18 protein-coding genes are annotated in these 21,950 nt (G+C 54.4%); 13 read left to right on the top strand and 5 right to left on the bottom strand.

Annotated features, from left to right (window positions below):
• Positions 1–68 precede the first annotated feature (68 nt).
• Positions 69–1,079, bottom strand: coding sequence for a nitronate monooxygenase (locus WC359_11765; GenBank protein ID MFA5401113.1), 1,011 nt, complete (start codon positions 1,077–1,079; stop codon positions 69–71).
• Positions 1,080–1,322: 243 nt separating this feature from the next.
• On the opposite strand from WC359_11765, the gene WC359_11760 reads away from it, so the two are divergent.
• Positions 1,323–3,719 (top strand): CoA transferase, encoded by a 2,397-nt coding sequence (locus WC359_11760; protein MFA5401112.1) that lies wholly within the window; start codon positions 1,323–1,325, stop codon positions 3,717–3,719.
• On the opposite strand, the gene WC359_11755 is transcribed toward WC359_11760, so the two are convergent.
• Positions 3,716–5,266: an amidohydrolase gene (locus WC359_11755; protein MFA5401111.1), complete on the bottom strand. Its 1,551-nt coding sequence runs from the start codon at positions 5,264–5,266 to the stop codon at positions 3,716–3,718. The two genes, WC359_11760 and WC359_11755, sit on opposite strands and share 4 nt — an antisense overlap.
• A complete protein-coding gene (locus WC359_11750) occupies positions 5,253–5,939 on the bottom strand; it encodes a hypothetical protein (GenBank protein MFA5401110.1) in 687 nt (228 codons plus the stop codon). Before WC359_11750 ends, WC359_11755 begins: the two co-directional genes overlap by 14 nt.
• A gap of 153 nt (positions 5,940–6,092) precedes the next feature.
• On the opposite strand from WC359_11750, the gene WC359_11745 reads away from it, so the two are divergent.
• From WC359_11745 to WC359_11690, 12 genes are all read left to right on the top strand, one after another.
• Positions 6,093–7,148, top strand: coding sequence for an ABC transporter substrate-binding protein (locus WC359_11745; protein MFA5401109.1), 1,056 nt, complete (start codon positions 6,093–6,095; stop codon positions 7,146–7,148).
• Positions 7,145–8,983, top strand: coding sequence for an ATP-binding protein (locus WC359_11740; GenBank protein MFA5401108.1), 1,839 nt, complete (start codon positions 7,145–7,147; stop codon positions 8,981–8,983). Before WC359_11745 ends, WC359_11740 begins: the two co-directional genes overlap by 4 nt.
• The gene (locus WC359_11735) at positions 8,983–9,426 is read left to right on the top strand and encodes a response regulator (GenBank protein MFA5401107.1); all 444 of its coding nucleotides are present in this window, start codon (positions 8,983–8,985) and stop codon (positions 9,424–9,426) included. Before WC359_11740 ends, WC359_11735 begins: the two co-directional genes overlap by 1 nt.
• A 41-nt stretch (positions 9,427–9,467) precedes the next feature.
• A complete protein-coding gene (locus WC359_11730) occupies positions 9,468–10,496 on the top strand; it encodes an HD domain-containing phosphohydrolase (protein MFA5401106.1) in 1,029 nt (342 codons plus the stop codon).
• Between the two features lie 60 nt (positions 10,497–10,556).
• Positions 10,557–11,219 carry a nitroreductase gene (locus tag WC359_11725; GenBank protein ID MFA5401105.1) on the top strand — a complete coding sequence of 221 codons (663 nt, stop codon included), beginning with the start codon at positions 10,557–10,559 and terminating at the stop codon, positions 11,217–11,219.
• A 78-nt stretch (positions 11,220–11,297) separates the two neighbouring features.
• Positions 11,298–11,882: a TetR/AcrR family transcriptional regulator gene (locus WC359_11720; GenBank protein MFA5401104.1), complete on the top strand. Its 585-nt coding sequence runs from the start codon at positions 11,298–11,300 to the stop codon at positions 11,880–11,882.
• Between the two features lie 60 nt (positions 11,883–11,942).
• Complete coding sequence (locus tag WC359_11715; GenBank protein MFA5401103.1) at positions 11,943–13,205, top strand: cation:proton antiporter; 1,263 nt, start codon at positions 11,943–11,945, stop codon at positions 13,203–13,205.
• A gap of 266 nt (positions 13,206–13,471) precedes the next feature.
• A complete protein-coding gene (locus WC359_11710; protein MFA5401102.1) occupies positions 13,472–14,944 on the top strand; it encodes a trehalose-6-phosphate synthase in 1,473 nt (490 codons plus the stop codon).
• A 15-nt stretch (positions 14,945–14,959) separates the two neighbouring features.
• On the top strand, positions 14,960–15,760 hold the full coding sequence (otsB, locus tag WC359_11705; GenBank protein MFA5401101.1) for a trehalose-phosphatase: 801 nt from the start codon (positions 14,960–14,962) through the stop codon (positions 15,758–15,760).
• 9 nt (positions 15,761–15,769) lie between these two features.
• Positions 15,770–17,143, top strand: coding sequence for a DUF5752 family protein (locus tag WC359_11700; protein ID MFA5401100.1), 1,374 nt, complete (start codon positions 15,770–15,772; stop codon positions 17,141–17,143).
• Between the two features lie 8 nt (positions 17,144–17,151).
• Entirely contained in the window at positions 17,152–18,399 is a 1,248-nt protein-coding gene (locus WC359_11695; protein ID MFA5401099.1) for a glycosyltransferase, read from the top strand.
• 100 nt (positions 18,400–18,499) lie between these two features.
• Complete coding sequence (locus WC359_11690; protein MFA5401098.1) at positions 18,500–20,185, top strand: amidase; 1,686 nt, start codon at positions 18,500–18,502, stop codon at positions 20,183–20,185.
• 131 nt (positions 20,186–20,316) lie between these two features.
• On the opposite strand, the gene WC359_11685 is transcribed toward WC359_11690, so the two are convergent.
• Together WC359_11685 and WC359_11680 are read right to left on the bottom strand one after the other, a co-directional pair.
• Positions 20,317–21,222 carry a homocysteine S-methyltransferase family protein gene (locus WC359_11685; GenBank protein MFA5401097.1) on the bottom strand — a complete coding sequence of 302 codons (906 nt, stop codon included), beginning with the start codon at positions 21,220–21,222 and terminating at the stop codon, positions 20,317–20,319.
• A gap of 24 nt (positions 21,223–21,246) precedes the next feature.
• Positions 21,247–21,912, bottom strand: coding sequence for a hypothetical protein (locus WC359_11680; GenBank protein MFA5401096.1), 666 nt, complete (start codon positions 21,910–21,912; stop codon positions 21,247–21,249).
• Positions 21,913–21,950: the final 38 nt, after the last annotated feature.

The following is a 21,950-nucleotide window of genomic DNA, read 5'->3' as shown; positions in this document are numbered from 1 at the left end:
CCTGTGGCGGCTACTTCAACAGGAAAAATATTCTCGATGGATTAATATCTGTATCACCTGCCGGGTGATTACATATTTTTCTTCAGCTCGGATAGTATGAGTTCCGCCTCCTTAACCGTATCTTTAACAACATCGGCAGCGTCTTTAATCTCGGTGATCATACCGGCCACGGCGCCGCAGCCGACGCTACCATCTTTCACATCTCCTTCCAGCAAGCCGGGGATGATAGTGCCCCTGTAAAGCATGCTTACGTCCACCACTGAGCCGCCGCCGGCTGCCACTTTCTGGCATTTGTCGGTCAGGTTATTGCGGATACCCCTGGCCATTCCCATCACGCCGGCGCTGGCAACGGTGCCGGTATCGATGGCCTCAACAATCGCCTTTTTTACGTTGGGGTGAGTGTCGCACTCCGTCGTGGCCATGAAGCGTGTACCCATATATATGCCCTCGGCTCCCAGTGCAAACGCGGCCACCATGCCGCGGCCGTCGGCTATCCCTCCTCCCGCGACCACCGGTATCTTCAGCGCCCGGACTATCTGCGGTACAAGTACAAAGGTCGTCAGCTGATCCATGCCGCTGTGTCCGCCTCCCTCAAATCCGACGGCAATCATACAGTCGATACCCGCGGCCTCCGCCCTTCTGGCTATTTCTACGTTGATGGATAGTCCCCTGCACAGCACGGTGATGCCCGCCCGTTTAAACGGATCGATGTAGGGCTCCATATTCTCACCTGTTATGACAACCGCAGACACCTTCTCTTCAACGGCTACCTGGATCGTGCGGTCGGTGAACTCCTTGCCCAGATCGGGGAACATTGTGGGTGGCAGAACGATATTCACGGCAAAAGGTTTGCCGGTTAAAGCCCTTACCCTCTGAATCTCGCGCCGCAGCCTTTCACCGGTTTCCGTCACATCCTTGGTCATCGTCGTTGACCCGGCGTTGGGCCCGATGACACCCAGGCCGCCGGCGTTGGATACCGCGGCAACCAGCCTGGCGCCCGTGATCCAGAGCATGGGCGCCTGGATAATGGGATATTTGATCTTCAGTAACTTACAGACGCGGTTCTGCTTAAAGTTCAATTCCTTTGCCTCCCAACTGTATAGTGTTTGACCGTATCCGAGAGCCGTGTGTGATCGAAACTGACAGCATGATATCACTCAATATAAGAAATGTCAATATCGATATAAACACTATGGATATATATAATTCTGTATGATATTTAGCCGTCTCCGCTTTGTTCAATCAGATAAACATAGCGACGAAGGGCATATTTTAACGTACGGATTGCCGCGGTCAACGTACAATGACATAATTAGGGCGTCATGTCTGATAGGCTTCTGTATAGGCAACCGCTGTCGGGGATACGCGTCCTCGAGCTTTCCGGGCGCTGGACGGGATTCTGCGGCAGGCTGCTGTGCGACCTGGGCGCTGAGGTAGTTCTGGCGGAGCCGCCGGGAGGCAGCGTCGCGCGCAGGGTAGGGCCTTTCCTGTCCGATCAGCCCGGTCCCGACCGCAGCCTTTCTTTCTGGTACGAAAATGACGGCAAGCCCGGCATAACCGTTGATATAAACATCCCATCGGACCGGGAGCGTATCCAACAACTCGTACAATCCTGCGATATTGTGGTCGAGTCCTGCGCGCCGGGCCGCCTTGCTGAGGCCGGCCTGGATTATGAGGCATTGAGACGGGTCAATCCGGCGCTGATCGTGGCCTCGATCAGCGGGTTCGGCCTGACTGGTCCTTACAGCGGCTATAAGTCGTGCGGGCTGGCGGCCTCCGCGGCGGGAGGACAGATGTACGTCTGCGGTCTGCCCGGCAGGCAGCCGCTGCAGCCCTACGGCGAACAGCCCTATCGCCTGGCCTCGCTCTTCGCCGCCTGCGGAATTCTGTTGGCCCTGCGCCGGCGGGAACTGGCAGGCGAAGGCCAGCACATCGACATCTCGCTGCAGGAGGCCGCTGCCGCCGCCCTCGAGCACGTCATGGTGCAGTATTTCCATGATAACGTTGTCGCCCGCCGACTGGGTAGTCTGCAGTGGAACGGGGCGGCCGATCTCTTCCCCTGCCGGGACGGCTACATTCTGCTGACCTTCAATCGTGAATGGGATACGCTGGTGGAATTGCTGGGAAATCGCGATATGGCTGCAGAACTGGGGCAGCCCGCCTGGAAAGATGAGGGCTATCGCCGGCAGCATATGGATGATATCCAGGAGGTGCTGACCTTCTGGACCTGCCAGCATGGCAGAGATGAGCTTTTCAGGCTGGGACAGGATATGCGCTTCCCCTGGGCGCCGGTCGGTTCGATCGCGGATGTGGCGCAGAACGCTCAACTGAGGTCCAGGCACTTTTTCATGCCGGCAAGTCATCCACTGGTAAAGCGCGAGTTTGAGGCGCCGCGGCCAGTCATCGCTGAATTGTGTAGGGGCGGGTTTTCAAATCCGCCCGCAACGGGCGCACCCGAAGGTACGTCCCTGCAGGGTGATAAAGATATATGTAGGGGCGGGTTTTTAAACCCGCCAGAAAATGCGGGCGCACCTGAAGGTATGCCCCTGCAGGGTATACGTGTGCTGGATTTCACCTGGATGCTGGCCGGGCCCTATGCCACTCGCCTGCTGGCCGACTTCGGCGCGGAAGTGATAAAAGTTCAGTCGCAACAGACCGCGACCGGCGCCGAGGATAACCAGACCGGGTACTTCGCCGCCTGGAACCGTAACAAGCTTGGCATTACGCTCAACCTGTCCAGACCGGAGGCGCGCAATATCGTGATCGAACTGGCCGGGAAATGCGATGTCGTCATGGAGAACTTCACGCCGCGTGTGATGCGCAACTGGGGCCTCGATTACACGCGCCTGCGGGAGGCCAATCCCAAACTCGTAATGGTCAGCCTCTCAGGGTTCGGCCGCGGAGGGCTCTGGGAGAACTACGCCGCGCTGGGCTCGACGGTGCAGGCCCTCTCCGGCCTGACAGGCCTGACTTCGTACCGGGAGGGCAGGCCCTGCGGCATAGGATTCGCCCTGGCCGACCATATCTCCGGCTTATATGCCGCCCTGGCGGCCCTCTCCGCCCTGCGCCGCAGGGACGCAACCGGCTGTGGCGAGCACATCGAGATATCCGAACTGGAGGCCGCCTGCAGCACGCTCGCTCCTGAGTTGATACATCTTTCACTGGGCGGCAACGCCGCCGGGCCGCAGGGGAACCACCCGGCGCGTCAGCCGGCAGCGCCGTATGGATGCTATTTATGCAAGGGCGATGATAGCTGGTGCGCGATAGCGGTGCATGACGAAGAAGAGTGGCGCTCGCTGTGCCGCGCCGTCGGCGATCCTGCCTGGACACGCCAGAGCAAATTTGCTGATCTGAGCGGACGTCGTGAGAATTCCGGGGAACTGGACCGGTTGATTGGCGAGTGGACCCGCACTCAGACCAAACGCGAAGTGATGCGGATATTGCAGGAATCCGGCGTTCCCGCCGCGGCCGTCAGCGATGCCTCCGACCTGGCTGCGGACCCCCAGCTTTGCGAGCGCGGTTTCTTCATCGAGCTGCAGCATCCCCGGCTGGGCGTAATCCGCGCCGATGGGAATCCCATCAGGTTGAGCGCCACACCTGCGCGTTTCAGGTCCGCCGCACCGCTGCTGGGAGCTGACAATCGCCGTGTCTTCCTGAATCTGCTGGGTATGGATGAGGAACGTTTCAACGCGCTGGTTGCACAGGGAATTATCGGTTAGGCGCCCTTGCTATAGACTATTTTACCGTCCATCAGGGTCATCTCAACACTGATGTTACTCAGCTCCTCGGGATCTGCATTCAGCGGGTCGCCGCTGAACATCACCAAATCGGCAAGTTTACCCTTTGAGATGCTGCCCAGCTCACTTTCCAGGAAGCAGGAGAAGGCAGCTCCGGATGTATACAATTCCAGGGCCTCAAGCACAGTTATGGCCTGAGACGGAGCAACCTGTCTTCCGTTTTCGGCGCGGCGGGTCACGGCGGCATAGATGCCCTTGAGCGGGTCAGGCCCGGCCACGGGCGCATCGGACCCCGCCGCGACCCTCAGGCCCGCCTTTAATAAATCCTTTACGGCATACAAATAGGTCATCTGCATCTGCGGCACTGTGGCCAGGTAGCGCTCGCCGCTATAGTAGATGAAGGCCGGGTTGGTGGCCACCACCGCGCCCAGTTTTAGTAGTCTCCGGGCGGCTGCAGGCGTGCATATCGAGCAGTGCTCCAGGCGGTGACGGCTGTCTTTACGAGTGAATCTTTTCGCGGCATATTCCAGTGCTATTATAGCCGCGTCCACCGTCGTCTCTTCAACAGCGTGTATAGCCGCTTGCCGTCCGCTCCGCTGTATCTCGAGTACCAGACGGTTTAGCTCTTCCTGCGAAGGGTTGAGACTGCCTCTGACCTCGTCCAGCATGATCTTGATTGCGCCGCTGAACAGCCCGGCATCGTATTCGTGCTGCGGCAGCCCGGCAGGCAGACGGCCTGACTCATCCATCCCGCACATCAGAATGGTGCGGAGCGGGAAGATCCCCCGCCTTTTCCAGTCAAGGTATATGTTCCAGCGATCGGGCCCATTGCCCTGCGACGCATCCTGCACCGTGGTAATACCCAGGCTAAGCAACGTTTCACCTGCGCGGGCAACCGCTGCTTCAAGCTCGGCTGATCCGACCGGGGGAATCACGCCGGCCAGGTAGGAGCCCATGCCGAAGAGCAGGCCGTTGGGGTCCCCGGTCTCCAGGTCGCGTTCGATCATGCCGCCCGGCGGCTCCTCACTCTGTCCCGTTATGCCCGCCAGCCTCAGGCCTGCGCTGTTTAGCACGTGTGCATGCCCGCTGCGGTGCGCCAGTTTAACCGGGTGATCCATCGTGGCACGGTCGAGGTCATGCAGTGTGGGGTGCCTTTTCTCCGCCAGGTAGAATTCATTGTACCCCGTGCACCTGATCCAACGGCCCGGGGGCAGGTTTGAGGCCACGGTTTTGATCTTATTCAGGATATCTTCCACGGATTTGACTGAGGCGGGGCTGAGGTCGATGTTGAGCAGGCTCTCGGCGTAGGCCGTCACATGGCAGTGCGCATCGTGGAAGGCGGGTATGACGGTACTGCCCCGGCAATCGATAACCCGGGCGGCCCCTGCCAGGGAAGGGTCGATATCTTTGCCGCTCACCCCGGATATGCGCTTGCCCTCAATATAGATTGTCCTGGCTGGCGGACGGCGCGGATCCAGCGTAATAGCGCCGGCATTGCGCAGCACCAGGCGGGTATCAGGTTTGCCCATCGCGTATCCTCTGAAAATACGTATTTAGACCGGCATAGAATGCGAGGGCGTTATCGTTCAGGTCGGGCGGCGGCATAAGGTCGGCCTCCGAAGGATGATAGAGATCCTCTTCTCCTACCGGCAGCACGGGCAGGGCTGTGTCCGATATACCGTCCCAGCTTGCGGTGAAGGGTAATCCGATCGCGCCCAGCGGAGGGTCCACCGTTGCGTCCACCAGGACGTATCTGCCGTTTATCTCAACTCTGCAGGCCAGGTGGTTGACGGGGTCCATCTGCTGCGCCAGCTTCCAGAGGTCGGGCGGGTAGAGCTCCTCGAACTCCGCCCAGCGATAGGGGAAAACGGCATAGAGCACGTTCAGTCCCATCCTGCTGTACATATCGCACATCAGCAGGTGCTTGGGCGTGCATGAGCCGATGTTGGTTTCCAGTATGCGCCAGTAATCGATGGGGCTGTTCAGCTCGGGCAGCACTCCGTAGGGGATATCGCGTATCCTGCGGAAGACCTCGATCATGGCTACCTTTGCGCTTTTGCCCGCGGTCCAACCGCGCAGCGTGCGGCCGACGATGTCGCTCCCGTTCATAGCCATAATAGAGTAAGGCAAGCAGGCCGGTTCGTCAAAAGCCGGAAGGGCTTTCATATTTCTCACACTGATCAGGCCTGCTTTGCTTCGCATTTTGACACAACCTATTGTTAAACATAGAATGAATCAGTTGGCTGATCAGCGATATAAAACTGTATTTGCCGGTCAAAACAAGAGAGCCGAGGATTTTCCGATCCGGCTGTTTGCTAACATGGTTTGATTGCTGATCCCCGGAGGCATCCGGCTATGGAAAGTAAATACCGTTTAAAAACTTTGGGAAGACATATATATAAAAGGTTATTACCTGTATTATCACTTATCGTGTTGCCGGCCGTCCTGCTTCTGAACTGCCAGTGCCAGTTCAAGCCCGAGCAGCCGCCGGATGAAGTGATCCTGCAACTGAAAGGGAGGCACCAGGCGCAGTTCGCCGGCTTCTACCTGGCCCAGGAGAAAGGATATTATGCGCAGGAAAACATCAATGTTACCTTTCTCGAGGGTGAGAAAGATCTGGCCATCGTGCAGCGAATAGTTTACGACAAGGCGGATTTCGGTGTGATTGCCCCTGAATCCGTCCTGGTAGCGCGCAGTCAGGATCAACCGGTAACCGCCATTGCCGCTATATACAGGCAGAGTCCGATTGTCTATGTTGCTTTATTCGATTCGGGTATACTGCGACCGCGGGACTTTCTGGGGAAGACGGTGGCCACGCTGGATGCCAGCGGATCACAGCAGGACCTCCAGGTACAATATTATATTATGATGAAAAGGCTGGGCCTGGATATCTCCAAAACAAAACTGATAGCCTGGGATCCGGTCTTTACGATGTTTTACGGCCATGAGGCGGATATCACCTCCTGTTATTCGAATACAAGCCTGATCGAGATGAGACAGAAGGGATTAATGCTCAACCTTATCTGGCCAAGCGACTACGGCGTTTACTTCTACTCGGACCTGGTGGTAACCCGAGAGAGCCTGATCAAAGAGAATCCCGGTCTGGTGGCCCGCTTCCTGCGCGCTACACTCAGGGGCTGGCAGGACGTCGTTGAGGACTACGAGCAGGCCATACCTGCCGTCCTGAAATATAACAAGGACAAGGACCCGCAGCTACAGGCGGCGATATTGGAAGCCCAGCTGCCGCTGGTGCATACCGGGGACGATTATATCGGCTGGATGAAGCCGGATGACTGGCAGGCTATGTATCAGATCCTTCTGGATTACGAACTGCTGGCCAAGCCGTTTGATGTAAACCTGGCCTATACCATGCAATTCCTGGATGAGATCTACGGAAGTGAAGGCAAGTGAACGTAAGGTCGAGGATATCCCTGCTGTTCGTGCTGCTGGCGGTCGTGCCGGTGGTAGTTGTGGGTTTCCTGGCCTACTACACCGGGCGGCAGTCCATCGAGCAGGTTGAAATCAATCACCTGGTATCCACCAACCTGATGAAGAGCAGCGAGTTGACCAGGTGGATCGAAGCCTATCAGCAGAGAATGGAGGAACTGGCGCAACGCCCGTTATTGATACAATACTCCGCAACCATGGTGGACTTCGACCCTGCTAATCCCGTCTATGATCTGTCTCGTCTGGCCCTGGAGGAGGACCATCTCAAACCGCGCATCAAGCCCAGGGGCGGTTTTACCGAAGTGTCGGTGATCAGCCCTGATAAAGGTATTATCCTGGCCTCCAGCGACGAAATGCAGGAAGGCAAATATTATGCCAACCAGCGTTTCTTTGCGGAAGGAAAAACGCATACCTATACGCAGGGAGTCTTTTACTCCATTTCCTTACAGCAGACTACGATGATGGTCAGCACCCCGATCAATGACAGGAGAGAGATACTGGTGGCAGTGCTGGCCGGTCGTCTCGACCTTCGGGACCTCTCCACTATCATGTCCGCGCAGAGCGGCCTCAGCCAGAGTGAAAAAACCTACCTGGTAAATAAATCCAATTTCTTCGTTACCGAGCCATATTCCGGAGAAGGCTATGCCCTGAAGAAAACCGTTCGGACCGAGGGAGTGCAGGCCGGCCTTTCGGGTAACGACGGGGTCGCTTTCTATAATGATTACCGCAATGTCCCTGTAATCGGCGCTTACAAATGGTTGCCTGAATACAACATGTGCCTGATCACCGAGGTGGACCAGTCTGAAGCTTACGCCCCGATTAATTCCATGGCAATGACAATGCTCTCCATCGTCTCAATACTCGCGCTGATAGTCCTGGCGGCCGGTTTCTTTCTGGCCCGCACCATCACCCAGCCGCTTGCCCGGCTGGTGGCCGGGGCTGCTGAGATAGGCCGACACGGGCATCTTGACCGCAAGGTTGGTACCGAGGACAAGGATGAGATCGGAGAGTTGTCCCGGGCGTTCGACCGTATGGCCGCGGAGTTAAAGATGACAACCGTGTCGATCGATGAACTGGAGCAGCGCATCCATGAACGTACGGCCCAGCTTGAAGCGGCCAATCGCGAACTGGAGGCCTTCTCCTATTCGGTCTCGCATGACCTGCGCGCCCCTTTGCGGGCCATCGACGGTTACACGCGCATTCTGCTGGAGGATTACCAACCGCTGCTGGATGACGAAGGTAAAAGGATCTGCTCGGTTATATCAGAGGGTGCGCATAAGATGAGCGACCTGATCGATGATCTTCTAACGTTTTCACGCTTGGGCAGGTCTGCGCTTAATCCATCTAACATAGATATGGAAGAGATGGTGAAAGCGGTTTTCCAGGAGTTGACCACCGCGCAGAGCCGCAAACGCATCGATTTTCAGGTGGATCCATTGCCGCCTGCGGTGGGTGATCCGGCGTTACTGAGACAGGTGTGGGTAAATCTGCTCTCCAACTCCGTCAAGTTCTCCCAGAAGAAAAAACGTGCTGTAATCAGGGTGCGGGGGGAAAAATCTGAGAAAGAGACTATCTACTCGGTACAGGATAACGGCGTGGGCTTCGACATGCAATATGTCGATAAGCTGTTCGGCGTGTTCCAGCGGTTGCACAGCGTCAAGGATTTTGAAGGAAACGGCGTGGGCCTGGCCCTGGTCCAGCGGGTGATCCATCGCCACGGCGGCCGCGTCCGGGCTGAAGGTGAAACGGGCAAAGGCGCGACTTTTTATTTTACACTTCCTGACCATGGAGTGATATGATGGGCGACATGCATGCTATAGATGTTTTATTGGTCGAGGACAACCAGCAGGATGCGGAGCTCACTATAAGGTCGCTCAAGAAGCACAAGCTGGCCAATAACATCTCCGTGGTCGAAGACGGAGCGGAGGCGCTTGATTTTATCTTCTGCCGGGGCAAATTCAACAAGCGGGATATCAATCATCCACCCAAGGTAATATTTTTGGACTTGAAGCTGCCGCTGGTCAGCGGGCTGGAGGTATTGCGGGCAATCAAACAGGATGCCCGCACCAAATCGGTCCCGGTAGTGGTGGTTACCTCTTCGCGCGAGGACCCGGACGTCAAGGCCGCATATGAGCTGGGCGCCAACAGCTACGTGGTGAAGCCGGTGGACTTCGAGGCCTTCACGGAAGCAATCGGCAGCCTGGGCCTGTACTGGCTGTTGATCAATCAGCCACCCAGGTGAGTTTTTGAAAATAAACATAGACTTGCTGAGATGCCATTGCCATGAGTGAAACGATCAAGATACTGATAGCGGAAGACGCTCCGTCTGACGCTGAACTGTGCCAGAGGGAAGTGCGCAAGGTGCTGAAATCGTGCCAGTTCGAGGTGGTGGACAGTCGTCAGGCATACCTGGCGGCGCTCAGCAAGTTCCAGCCGGATCTCATACTGAGTGATTACAGTATGCCCGGCTTTGACGGGATGTCCGCGTTAAGACTGTTGCAGGAACATTCACCCGAAACGCCCTTCATCATCGTCACCGGGTCAGTCAGCGAAGACGTGGCAGCCGAAAGCATGAAAGCCGGCGCATGGGATTATATTATTAAAGAACACATCCGGCGGCTGGGACCGGCGGTGATCAACGCGCTGGAAAAGAAACAGACATTGATCACCAAACGTAAGGCGGAGGATGAGCGGGAGGCCGCTTATCTGGCGCTGGATAGAGCACTTAAGGGTTCCATTAACGCCATGTCCAAAATCGTTGAGATGAGGGATCCCTACACTTCAGGACATCAAATGAGAGTGGCCGATCTGTCGGCGGCAATTGCCGGGGAATTAGGACTTCCCGAACCGCACATCAGGTATTTACACATAGCAGGGCTCATTCACGATATAGGTAAAATATACATTCCCTCCGATATACTGAGCAAGCCCGGCAAGCTGCGCGATATAGAGTGGGAACTGGTCAAGATCCATGCGCAGGGAAGCTATGATATTTTGAAAAACGTGGAATTTCCCTGGCCCGTGGATCAGATAGCCTGGCAGCACCATGAGAGAATAAACGGATCGGGATATCCCCGGGGGCTCAAGGGCGACCAAATTTTGCTGGAAGCAAAAATACTGGCTGTGGCCGATGTGGTTGAGGCGATGTCATCGCACCGGCCGTACCGGGCTGCATTGGGCATTGAAAAAGCGTTTGAAGAGATCACTCAAAACAGGGGAGTCCTCTATGATCCCGACGTCGTTGACGCCTGTTTGAAGCTCTTTAAAGAGAACAGATTTAAGTTAGAACATATGCACAACAACGGCATATAGATGTCTTAGAGGACATTCACCTGATATTTTAGGACACCCGCTGAACCAGGAGGGCGTACTATGGAGATCATTGAGGCTATAAATAGTCGTTACAGCGTGCGCGCTTTCAAGTCCCATCCCGTGCCCAGGCATATACTGGAGGAGTTGCTGACCGTTTCTCAGCGCGCACCGTCCTGGGCTAACACGCAGACCTGGGAGTTCGCCGTGGTGGGTGGTGCTGTGCTGGATAATCTGAGGAAGGCGCTGGCCGACCGGGCCTTCGCGCAGGATGCGCGTAATGCGGATATACCCTATCCCGAGTGGACGGGGAAGTATAAGGAGCGGCGCAGCCGCAATGGGTACAGGCTGTACGAGCATATGGGCATAGCCAGGGAGGATGTCGAGAAGCAACTCAACTGGTTTGTGAGCATGTACCGCTTCTTCGATGCGCCCAATGCCATCTATATCTATGCCGAAAGGGATATCAGCGACTGGGCCATCATGAATGTCGGTCTGCTGGCGCAGACCATCAGTCTGGCTGCGCTACATTACGGCCTGGGCTCCATCATGCTGGCCGCCGGTGTCAGCTACCCGGATACGGTTAGGCAGAAACTGAACATACCGGAATCGAAGCAGATACTGATTTCCATTGCAATCGGCTATCCCGATGCGGACTCCAGGGTGAACAAATTCAGGACTGAGAGGGTGCCTCTGAGCGAGATCTGCTCCTGGCACGGCCTGTGATATGCATAGTTTTTCCAAACATGGCGTCTGCGCAAGCCGTAGCTGCACTTATTGTGGTATTATTTGACAAGGTTTGAAATGGCAAGGAGATCGAAGGGAGATATTCCCCGCAAAGAGCAGATAGTCAACGCCGCACGGATACTGGTTATCAAAGTCGGCAGCGAAAATGTGACTGTCAGGAAAATAGCCGAAGAGGTCGGATTTTCCGAGGCGGCTATATACCGTTATTTCAAAAGCAAGAAGGACATTCTGTATTTGCTGGTTGAGAATATAGAGACCAGCCTCATAGCGGACCTGACCGTGGGGAGCAAGCAATCAGGTAACGTGCTTGAGAGGATTCTGATGCGCCATCTCTCGTCTATCGAGATGCGCCGGGGCATATCATTCCAGGTTATTGCTGAGATCATCAGCCTTGGCGATAGCAAATTAAACAAGCGTATTTATGCGGCTATTGAAAAGTATATTGAAAAACTAAAAATCATATTGCAGAAAGAGGTTAGCAACGGGAAACTGCGCGGGGACGTCGATGTGGATGCGACCGCCCTATTGATATTCAGCGTGGTGCAGGGTCTCTCGAATATCTGGACCTTGAGCAACTACAGCTTCGACCCCAAGGATAAATTCGACGCAATTCTCAAAACGCTGAGGAAAGGATTAGTATAAAATATTTATGTTGATGCTCTCTCAATGCATTGCGAATCAGGGCAAAGGGTATAACATAAAATGCATGATGCTGCGCTTGTCATAGGCTTAGTCGGCATACTGATATTCGCCGCGCACCTGTTCGAGGCGATATTCAGGCAAACCAGGATACCGGATGTTTTGCCCCTGGTGGTCATCGGCCTTGTGCTGGGGCCCCTTTTAGGTATAGCTACACCTACGAGTTTCGGTACTGTCGGTCCCATCTTCACTGCAGTCACGTTTGTTTTGATACTATTCCAAGCCGGGACCGAACTGAGCATTTCATCTTTGCGGAAAACCTATAAAGAGACATTAATACTGACTACAGTCACCTTCATATTAAATGTGGTTCTGATTGGCGTTGCCGCCTATTATCTCATGGGATTGGGATTTATCAAGTCGTTTCTTCTCGCGTCGGTGGTGGGGGGAATTTCATCCGCTGTTATTGCGCCCATGCTGGGTCAACTTAATATGCAGGAAGATGGAAAGGCCGTGCTGCTATTGGAATCATCTGTCACAGATGTATTTTGTGTGATAGCCGCCCTCAGTTTTATTGACATTTCCAACCTGGGCGATTTAACGCAGTTTGATATCGGGCTTGCGATGGGTAAGATGATTGCGTCATTTTTACTTGCTGCCATGATGGGCACCGTCAGCGCATTCGGCTGGTCATATATATTCAACAAAGTGCGTGGCCTGCAAAATTCAATGTTCACCACCGCGGCCATTGTTTTCGTTATCTTCGGCCTCGCCGAATGGCTGGGTTACAGCGGTGCGATAGCGGCTCTGGCCTTTGGCGTTACACTGGGAAATATCAGTGCATTGAGATTGCCCAAGCTTTACAGCGGTTTTAATACCGACTTTAGCGGCCTTAATATCTCCGAGAGAGCGTTTTTCTCCGAGCTGGTATTTATACTGAAGACGTTTTTCTTCGTGTACATCGGCATTTCCCTGCAACTGGCAGACTGGTGGCTGATAGTGGTTGGACTTATTCTGACCGTCCTCATTTTTATGATACGCCTGCCGGTTGTGAAATTCACCGTACTGAGATCCACACCGGTGGCGGATGCATCGATGCTGGCGGTTGTTATTCCCCGGGGACTGGCGGCTGCAGTCCTCGCCTCCATCCCTTTTCAACAGGGCATGGAGGGAGGAGAGATCATCCAGAACACCGCTTATGCAATAATATTGATCAGCATCATAATCACCTCCCTGCTCGTTTTCCTTATCGATAAAACCAAACTCAAAAACTTCTATTACCGGTTTTTCTCCAACCTGGGAAAACAACCTAAAGCTGTTGATTAACCCGGGCGGCCGTGTAGCTCCCGGGCGGGAATATGGCCGGAATATATTTAATACTGTAAAATAGTAGGTAATTGTTCCTTAACCCATTCAGGGAGAAAAAGCGGGCATACAGGGCAGTACTGCTGGCTGGCAATGTGCATCCGGAGCTCTTCCGACATTTATCCACGACAAAGCGTTACGGTTGAAGCTCACAGGAAACGTTCCGGCGACAGCCGGGAAACGTGGATGATATGAGCATGCAGATCAATTAGAAGAGGAGATGTCTCATGTTGAAGCAGGTCGATTTACAGAGGCTGGTTAAAGAAAAACTTGCGGGCTATCTTTTTGTAGTTGTCTCAAATAGGGAACCCTATATACATACGTATACCGGCGATAAAATCGAGTGCATAGTGCCGGCCAGCGGCCTGACGACTGCCCTTGACCCTGTCATGCAGGCCTGTGGTGGAACCTGGGTAGCACATGGCAACGGCAGCGCGGACAGGGAAGTCGTAGACGGCCGAAATTGTGTGCGCGTACCGCCTGAAAGTGGCAGCTATAAGCTCAAGCGTGTATGGCTGTCCGACGAGGAAGTGGACCGATATTATCTTGGTTTTTCCAATGAGGCCATGTGGCCGCTCTGCCACATCGTTTTCCAGCGTCCCAAGTTTAACGATGATGATTGGTATACGTATAAAAACGTTAACAGGCTTTTTGCCGATGCGGTGCTGGAGGAAATAGGGCATCGCAAGGCTTTTGTATTCATCCAGGATTACCATTTGACCCTGGTATCCAGGCTGATCAAGGCCAAGAATCCACGTGCTATCACAGCTCAATTCTGGCATATACCCTGGCCTAACCGTGAGGCGTTCAGGGTCTGTCCCTGGCAGAATGAGATACTTTACGGGCTGCTTGGCAATGACCTGCTCGGTTTTCATATCGCTTACCACCGCCATAACTTTCTGGAGACCGTTGACAGGGCGTTGGAATGCAGGATCGATAATGAAAAGTTCTCGGTCACCCACGGTAATCACACAACATATGTCAAGCCGTTCCCCATCAGCGTGGATTTTGACTCTATAACCGAAAGAAGCCAGGCAGCGGAGGTTGAAAGGGAAATGGCGGCTATTAAAAATAAATACGGCATTGCAGATGAGATAATCGGTATCGGCCTGGACAGGATCGATTACACCAAGGGCATTCCTGAGAGGCTGAAGGCTATTGATGCGCTGCTGACAAAATATCCGCAATACAAGTTCAGAAACAGACTGGTCTTTTTTCAGCTGGGCGAACCCAGCCGCACGAAAATCAAGAAATATGAGGAATTGAATAACGAGATCGACAGGCTGGTCGTCGATATCAACAGCAGGCATCAGGCCGATGGCTGGCAGCCTATCAGATATATTAAAGAGCATAAATCGCCCGTTACGTTGTTGGCGTTCAACAGGCTGGCGCGTTTTTGTATTGTCAGCTCCCTTCATGACGGTATGAACCTGGTCGCGAAGGAGTTTGTATCCAGCAGGGTGGATGGGGATGGTGTCCTTATATTGAGCCGGTTTACCGGCGCATCCAGGGAACTGGAGGATGCGCTGATGATTAACCCGTTTGCATCGGAAGAGATCGCGGAAACCATTCGAGCAGCGATAGAGATGCCTGAAGAGCAGCGCCGTAAGAGGATGGCTGGATTGCGCGAAAAAGTTCACGAACACAATATCTATAGATGGGCTGCCGATATTATCACGGCCATGGTAGATATTAAATAAATCGCCTCAGGATTGATGGAATATCTTTTCAACGATTGGAACAATATCTGGAAACAATTGAAAGCCGCGAAACACAGGGTGATTTTGTTCGACTACGACGGCACATTGACGCCGATAGTTGACCGGCCTGAGATTGCATACCTGCCTGACAATATTAAAGTCATGCTTGACAAACTGACTCATAGGCAGGGTGTAACCGTCGGGATCATAAGCGGCCGGGCGATCTCGGATATACGGGAGATGGTCGGATTAAATAATATGGTTTTCGCCGGAAATCACGGACTGGAGATCGAGGGACCCGGCGTAAGGTTCATCCATCCATTAACCGATGAAATTAAATCGGCGATCCATGTTATAGGTCTTGTTTTGGCAAAGGCTACGGCAAGGATCAAAGGTGTAATCGTGGAAGATAAAGGCCTGACACTCAGCGTGCATTACCGGCTGGTTGATGCTGAGCAAGTGCAGCAGGTCGGCGACATATTTAACAGTACTGTTAATTTGAGCAAAAAGGGAGGCAAGATCAGGACTTCGTCGGGGAAGAAAGTGCATGAGGTAAGGCCGGCCGTATCCTGGAACAAGGGCAAGGCTGTACAGATGATCCTGGACAGGTTCCTGCCGAGAAATGTGCGCGGGGCATACCTGTCTCTGTATGTTGGGGACGATTTAACGGATGAGGACGCTTTTCAGGCCGTCAACAATGTAGGAGGGATATCGATATTTGTCGGCGACGGCAGGCAGAGGTCCGCCGCCGCATATTATTTAAACGATACATCCGAGGTGGGCAGCTTACTTGCCGAAGTACTCAAGATTGCGTAGGATAAAAAGATGATCGAATGGTTTCAACAAAACTGGTTGCTTGTAGTGGTGCCGCTTGCGCTGTTTCTGGCGTTCTGTATCATCGGCTTATGGGCGAGACGTGTCGTATATATTAATCTCGACAGACAGTTAACTAAATCGGGATGGGGTGGTCGGGATGTGCTGATTCAGACTACCCGGGGACCGTTCTTCTTCTGGTTCGTTCTGCTCGGCCTGTACGTTGCTATCGCGTTCTCCAGCATATCGGATGAAAATAAGGTTCTGATTATCAAGATCATTGCCAGTGTATTCATTATTTCCATAATCTGGCTGCTCATCATCCTCAGCGAGAGGCTGCTGAGTATTTACCTTGGCGAATTCAAAAACATAAATAAGCCCGCAAAATATGGGATGACCGCTGTGCGTTTGGTGCTTATTATCGTTGGATTATTGATATTGCTCGACTACTGGGGTTGGCCGCTGACCCCTTTGATACTGTTGATTGCCATAGTCATGCTGGTGATTATCGTGGCCTCTCGTGATGCGATACTGAATATTTTCTCCGGATTCGAGATCTCAGCCAGCCGTCTTGTCAAGGAGGGCGACTTCATTAAAATCGGCTCGGGTGATGCGGGCTATGTCACCGACATGGGTTGGCGGAACATAATAGTGAGGACACCCGATCAAAATACCATTGTCGTGCCAAACAGCAAGCTGGTCAGGGAAACCATCGTCAATTACGGCCGCCCGCTTAAAAAAACTGAGAAACCATTTCAGTTCTTCACCCGGCTTCATCTCAAGGAGCTGACCGGGCTGAAAGCGACCAATTTAATAGCACTTGTAAACATACTTAAAGCTGCGCCGGATTCAATAGTGTACTACCATACCCATCATTTCCTGGAGGAATATCAGTATTTAACGCCCGAGCCTGCAAACGATTTCGCGCTGTGGGTCGGCGATGCCCTGGACAACCCTGTGCTGTCGGAGAAGCTCGCCAATATCGACACCTTTGAGTACACCAGCCTGGGCTCTTTAAAGGCCGCCCTGATCTCGGTTATCGAGCAGTATATGGCTGAAAACCCGGATATCCGGTTCACCCAGGCCGAGCGCGATTTTCATTTTGTGAAAGCGGTCAACGTCATTGCGCCCACCCCGTACTTCGCCTCTGATCTGCGCGAGTTCGTCGAGGTCCTGCGCAAGATCACCATAGATTCCCTTTACTACCACGTGTTCGAGTCCCGGTTGAGGCTGCAAAAGCGCTCCAACGACTTCTCTGTTTGGATCAGGGACTCGTTTGATGAAGCTGATCTCGCTGATAAAATCGACAATCTTGTGCCGTACACCACGACTATTGAGGGATTAAGGTCAGTAATCATCCAACTCATCGAGAAACGAATTAAGTAAGGAATACTATGAATGACACAGTAATCAATCAGTATAAAACCAGGTTGGAGGAATACCAGCCGATAGTTGGAAAAAATATAATCGATGAACTGAAGATTTTGGGTTCACACCTTGCGGGCAGGAAGGTGTTAAACATCAATTCGACGTTTTCAGGAGGTGGTGTAGCGGAGATTCTCACGCGCATGGTTCCGCTTTTAAACCAGTTGGGCGTCGATGCCGGCTGGGATGTGATCCAGGGTGACGATGCATTTTTCAATGTTACCAAGAAATTCCACAACGCTTTACACGGCAGGGAAGAAAACATCACCACGGACGACCTGGATATCTTTATGGCGACAAGCCGTAGAAACAATGAAGGCATACATCGGGATGCGGATATATATTATATCCATGACCCGCAACCGATAATGCTCATCGAGAGAAAGAAGTCCCTGGGCGGGAAATGGATCTGGCGTTGCCATGTCGATGTTTCTCATCCGGATAAGCTGGTGTGGAAATTCTTAAGAAAATACGTGGTGGGATACGATGCTACGGTATTCTCGGCCCCCGACTTTTCTCAGCAGTTGCCCGTCAGGCAATATATGATTTCACCCTCAATCGATCCTTTGAGCGATAAAAACAGGGAGATATCGCAATCTCAGATTCAGGCGGTGCTGGATAAATACGGCCTGGATAACGGCAAGCCGATGGTGGTCCAGATATCCCGCTTCGATTATTTAAAAGACCCGCTGGGAGTTATCCAGGCATTCAGGATGGTCAGGAAGGGTATCGATTGCCAGCTGGTTCTGGCGGGAGGAACGGCCACCGACGACCCGGAATCGTCCCGGGTGCTGGAAGAGGTCATGGAAAACGCCGGCAATGACCCGGATATAAAGATACTGTCCATACCTCCCGGCTCCGACATTGAGATAAACGCTCTGCAGAGGGCCGCCACGGTTGTGTTCCAGAAATCGTTGAAAGAGGGTTTTGGACTGACCATAAGCGAAGCTCTGTGGAAAAGCAAACCGGTAGTGGCGACGGCCGTGGGGGGTATTCCCCAGCAGGTAAGAAACAAGGTAACGGGGCTGCTCTGCCATAGCGTTGACGGGGCAGCGTACGCGCTGAAACATCTGCTGAGCAATCCGGACTATGCCGCGTGGCTTGGTAAAAATGGACATGAACATGTGAAACAGAACTTCCTGATAACCCGGCATGTAAAAGAATATCTCCTCCTGTTCATAGTCGTGGATAATCCTGCCGATACTATATATCTATAAAGGTCATCAGATTCGGCTCCAAATAGGCCCTGCCGGCCTCTTGCATGTAACCTGACTGTAGATATATACTTGCGCCCAGACCGCAATTAAGGAGGTTGAGATGAGCGTGACGAGTAACTACGATCTGAAATCTGTGAAATTGCCCAGGCTGACCGGCGGAGGGCTGTCTTTAATGGCCGGCGCGCTTGAGATAGGGTTCCTGAGGGGACTGCTCATGCCGTCCATGTTGAAAAGCGGCGGCATAACGGATTTCCGCGCTTTGTCGCCCGAGGAGTCACCGACGGTGTTTCCTATTTTCTTTGCAGATAAGAAGGCTGCTGCTGAAGAAGGGCCTGACCTCAAGGCGTTGAATAAGATAGAGGGGAGTGCGGCGGCCACGCCATTCCGGACCGCCAGGGACTATGCCAGGGCCTACAAAGAGGGCAAGGCCAATCCCGAGGACGTGGCTAAAAAGGCTCTGGATGCCATTAAGCAGGCCGACGCAGGAAACCTGAAGCTGCGTCCATTCATCGCGGTAAACGAGGGAGACGTAATACAGCAGGCGCGGGCATCGGCGGAGCGCTGGAAGGACAAGAAACCGCTCAGTGTGCTGGACGGCGTGCCGGTGGCGGTCAAGGATGAGGTGGATATGGTGCCATATCCCACCACCGTGGGCACTAAATTTTTCGGCAGGGCGCCGGCCAAGCAGGACGCAACGGCCGTCGCCCGATTAAGGGCGGCCGGTGCGCTGCTGCTGGGCAAGGCCAATATGCACGAGATAGGCATCAGCACCGATGGGCTTAACGTCAACTTCGGCTCGACGCGCAATCCGTACAATCCCAGGCACGATACGGGCGGCAGCTCCAGCGGCTCCGCCACGGCAGTCGCGGCCGGGTTGTGCCCGCTTGCGGTGGGCGCAGACGGCGGAGGGTCCATACGCGTTCCGGCTTCGCACTGCGGTGTGGTAGGTCTCAAGCCCACCTTCGGACGTGTCAGTGAATTCGGCGCGGCGCCGCTCTGCTGGAGCGTGGCTCACCTGGGGCCGATCGCGGCCACGGTTGAGGATGCGGCCATGGGTTATGCCTGCATGGCAGGTCCGGACGCCAGGGAGCCCAACTCATTGCACCAACCCGCCGTAATGCTTGAGCAGTGGAACAAGGGGGACCTCAAGGGCGTAAAACTTGGCGTTTACAGGCCCTGGTTCGAACATGCATCGCCCGAGGTGGTGCGTGCCTGCGACATATTGCTGGAGAAGCTGGCCGGCGCCGGAGCCAAGGTCAGCGAGATCATCGTTCCGGGACTGGATACTATGCGAGTCGCCCATGTCATAACCATTTTAAGCGAGATGGCAGGTTCTATGAACAACTACCCTGCCCACCGCAAAGATTTCGGCGCCGAGGTACGCGTCAGCCTCTCCCTGGGGCGGGAATTCAACGCCGGCGACTATATCAAGGCCCAGCGCATCCGCACCCGCGTGATCGATATGTTCAAGGATGTTTACAAAGACGTGGACGCTATCATCACTCCTGCCACGGGCATCACCGCCCCCGAAGTGTCGCTCGAGGATGGCGAGGGCGGTTATTCCGACCTTACCAGCACCACCGAGGTCATGCGTTACGCCTTTCCCGGCAATCTGGCGGGACTGCCTGCCATAAGCTTCCCGGCCGGCTATGATAGCATAGGTTTGCCCATCGGGATGCAGGCCATGGGATGCTGGTGGGAGGAGGACTTGCTGCTGCGTATCGCCTTCAACGCAGAGAAGCTGGTGGAGCGCCGCAAGCCCGTGGTGTTCTTCGATCTGCTTTAACGTGCACCGGTCATTGCGACGCAATTAAGACTGTCATTGCGAGGAACGCAGTGACGAAGCAATCTTGTGTTGTGATATTTCCCTGCCCAGGATTGCTTCGCTACGCTCGCAATGACGATACAAAATGACGATTATGTTTTTACCGCACTCGCCATGGCGGCGATATGCTCCGGCGTGGTGCCGCAGCATCCGCCGATGATGCGTGCGCCGGCCTCGCGCATTTGAACAGCGCTCTGCGCCATCATTTCGGGTGAAGCGCGGTACACGGTTTTACCATCCACAAATTCAGGCATGCCGGCGTTTGACTTGGCCACCAGCAGTGCGCCGGGCACGGCGGTATGCATCTTTTGAATGGCCGCCAGCATCTCATCCGGGCCGTTGCCGCAGTTGCCTCCCATGGCTGCCGCCCCCCATTCGCTCAACGAGGTTGCGGCCGCCTCCGGCTTCACCCCCATCATGGTACGTCCATGCGTGTCGAAGGTCATGGTAACGATTATCGGTATATCCGGCGACGCCCTGCGCGTGCCCTCTATAGCTGCCTGCACCTCGGACATGTCGGCCATGGTCTCGATCCAGATGACGTCAGCGCCACCGTCGATGAGGGCCGCGGCCTGCCGTGTGAAAGCGTCGGCGGCATCAGCAGGGTACAATTTGCCCAGCGGGGCCAGTATCTCGCCCGTAGGGCCGATATCGCCTGCCACAACCGGCGCCGGAGTCCCGGGCGCGGCTTTCTTGAGGAAATCATCGATCTCGGCGCGAAGTATCCGGGCGCCGGCGCGGTTCAGCTCGTCTTCCCTCCCTTCCAGGCCGTGTTTGGACAGGCGGAAGCGGGTGCCGTTAAAGGTATTGGTCAGCAGAATACGGGCGCCGGCCTCCATGTAGGCGAGGTGCACTTTGCGGACGCGGTCGGGATGGTCCACGTTCCAGAGCATGGGCGGGTCGCCGGGGTTCAGTCCTGCCTGCTGAAGCATGGTGCCCATGGCGCCGTCGGCGACGATGGCGCCCGGCCTGTCGATTAAGTTCCGCCAGCGGTTCATATAAGTTTACCCCTGTATTAAATGTTAAAGCGGGAATTCTTGTGCCGGCTCGTTGGTGTCGCTTTCCTCGTTGTCTCTTCTCTCGGGGCAATCGGCGGTCGTGAGGTCGCACCATGAACATCCCGTGTGCGAAGGCAGTCTTGACGGCGGGGTGGATGATTCAAGGATATTCAGAAAATAGGTCACATTTTTCTTGAACTTGTCGTCTATGATATGGTGCGGGACCTCGGAGCGACCGTTCTTATATACGACGCATCCATCCAGCTTTTTACCCCTGTAGAGCCCGGTAGCATAAGGCAGGAACATCATATAGAGGGCTACCTGGATGATATCGCTCTGCCTGGGATTGCCTGTCTTGATATCGAACACCGTGCAGTGTCCGGATTGCGAATCAATAGATATCAGGTCGGGGGTGCCGGCAACGGACAACCCGGACGGCCTCTTGGCCAGGAACTTGTTCTGTCCCTCCCTGTATACCGTTTCTCCCAGTTTTTCCCGTTCTTTCGCCACCTCGTCGAGGAGACGGGTATGCTCCGCCGTCCAGACGGCCAGCTGGAAATCGCCGGGCGCCTTGCTATATTCCGTATGGTGCGCTTTAAACCAGGACGACCAGTGGCAGGTGGTCTCTCCCGCCATCAGTTTGGAGAGCCAGGTGACCCATACGTAGACGCCGTTTCTCTCTCGTGTCAATTTCTTTGTCCCTGCCGCTCAATGGCGACATTCTATCA

Source organism: Dehalococcoidia bacterium (genome assembly GCA_041653995.1).
In the GTDB taxonomy this organism is placed as follows: domain Bacteria; phylum Chloroflexota; class Dehalococcoidia; order GIF9; family UBA5629; genus CAIMUM01.
Note: the sequence above shows the minus strand (reverse complement) of the source record. Positions and strands in the feature narration are given on the sequence as shown.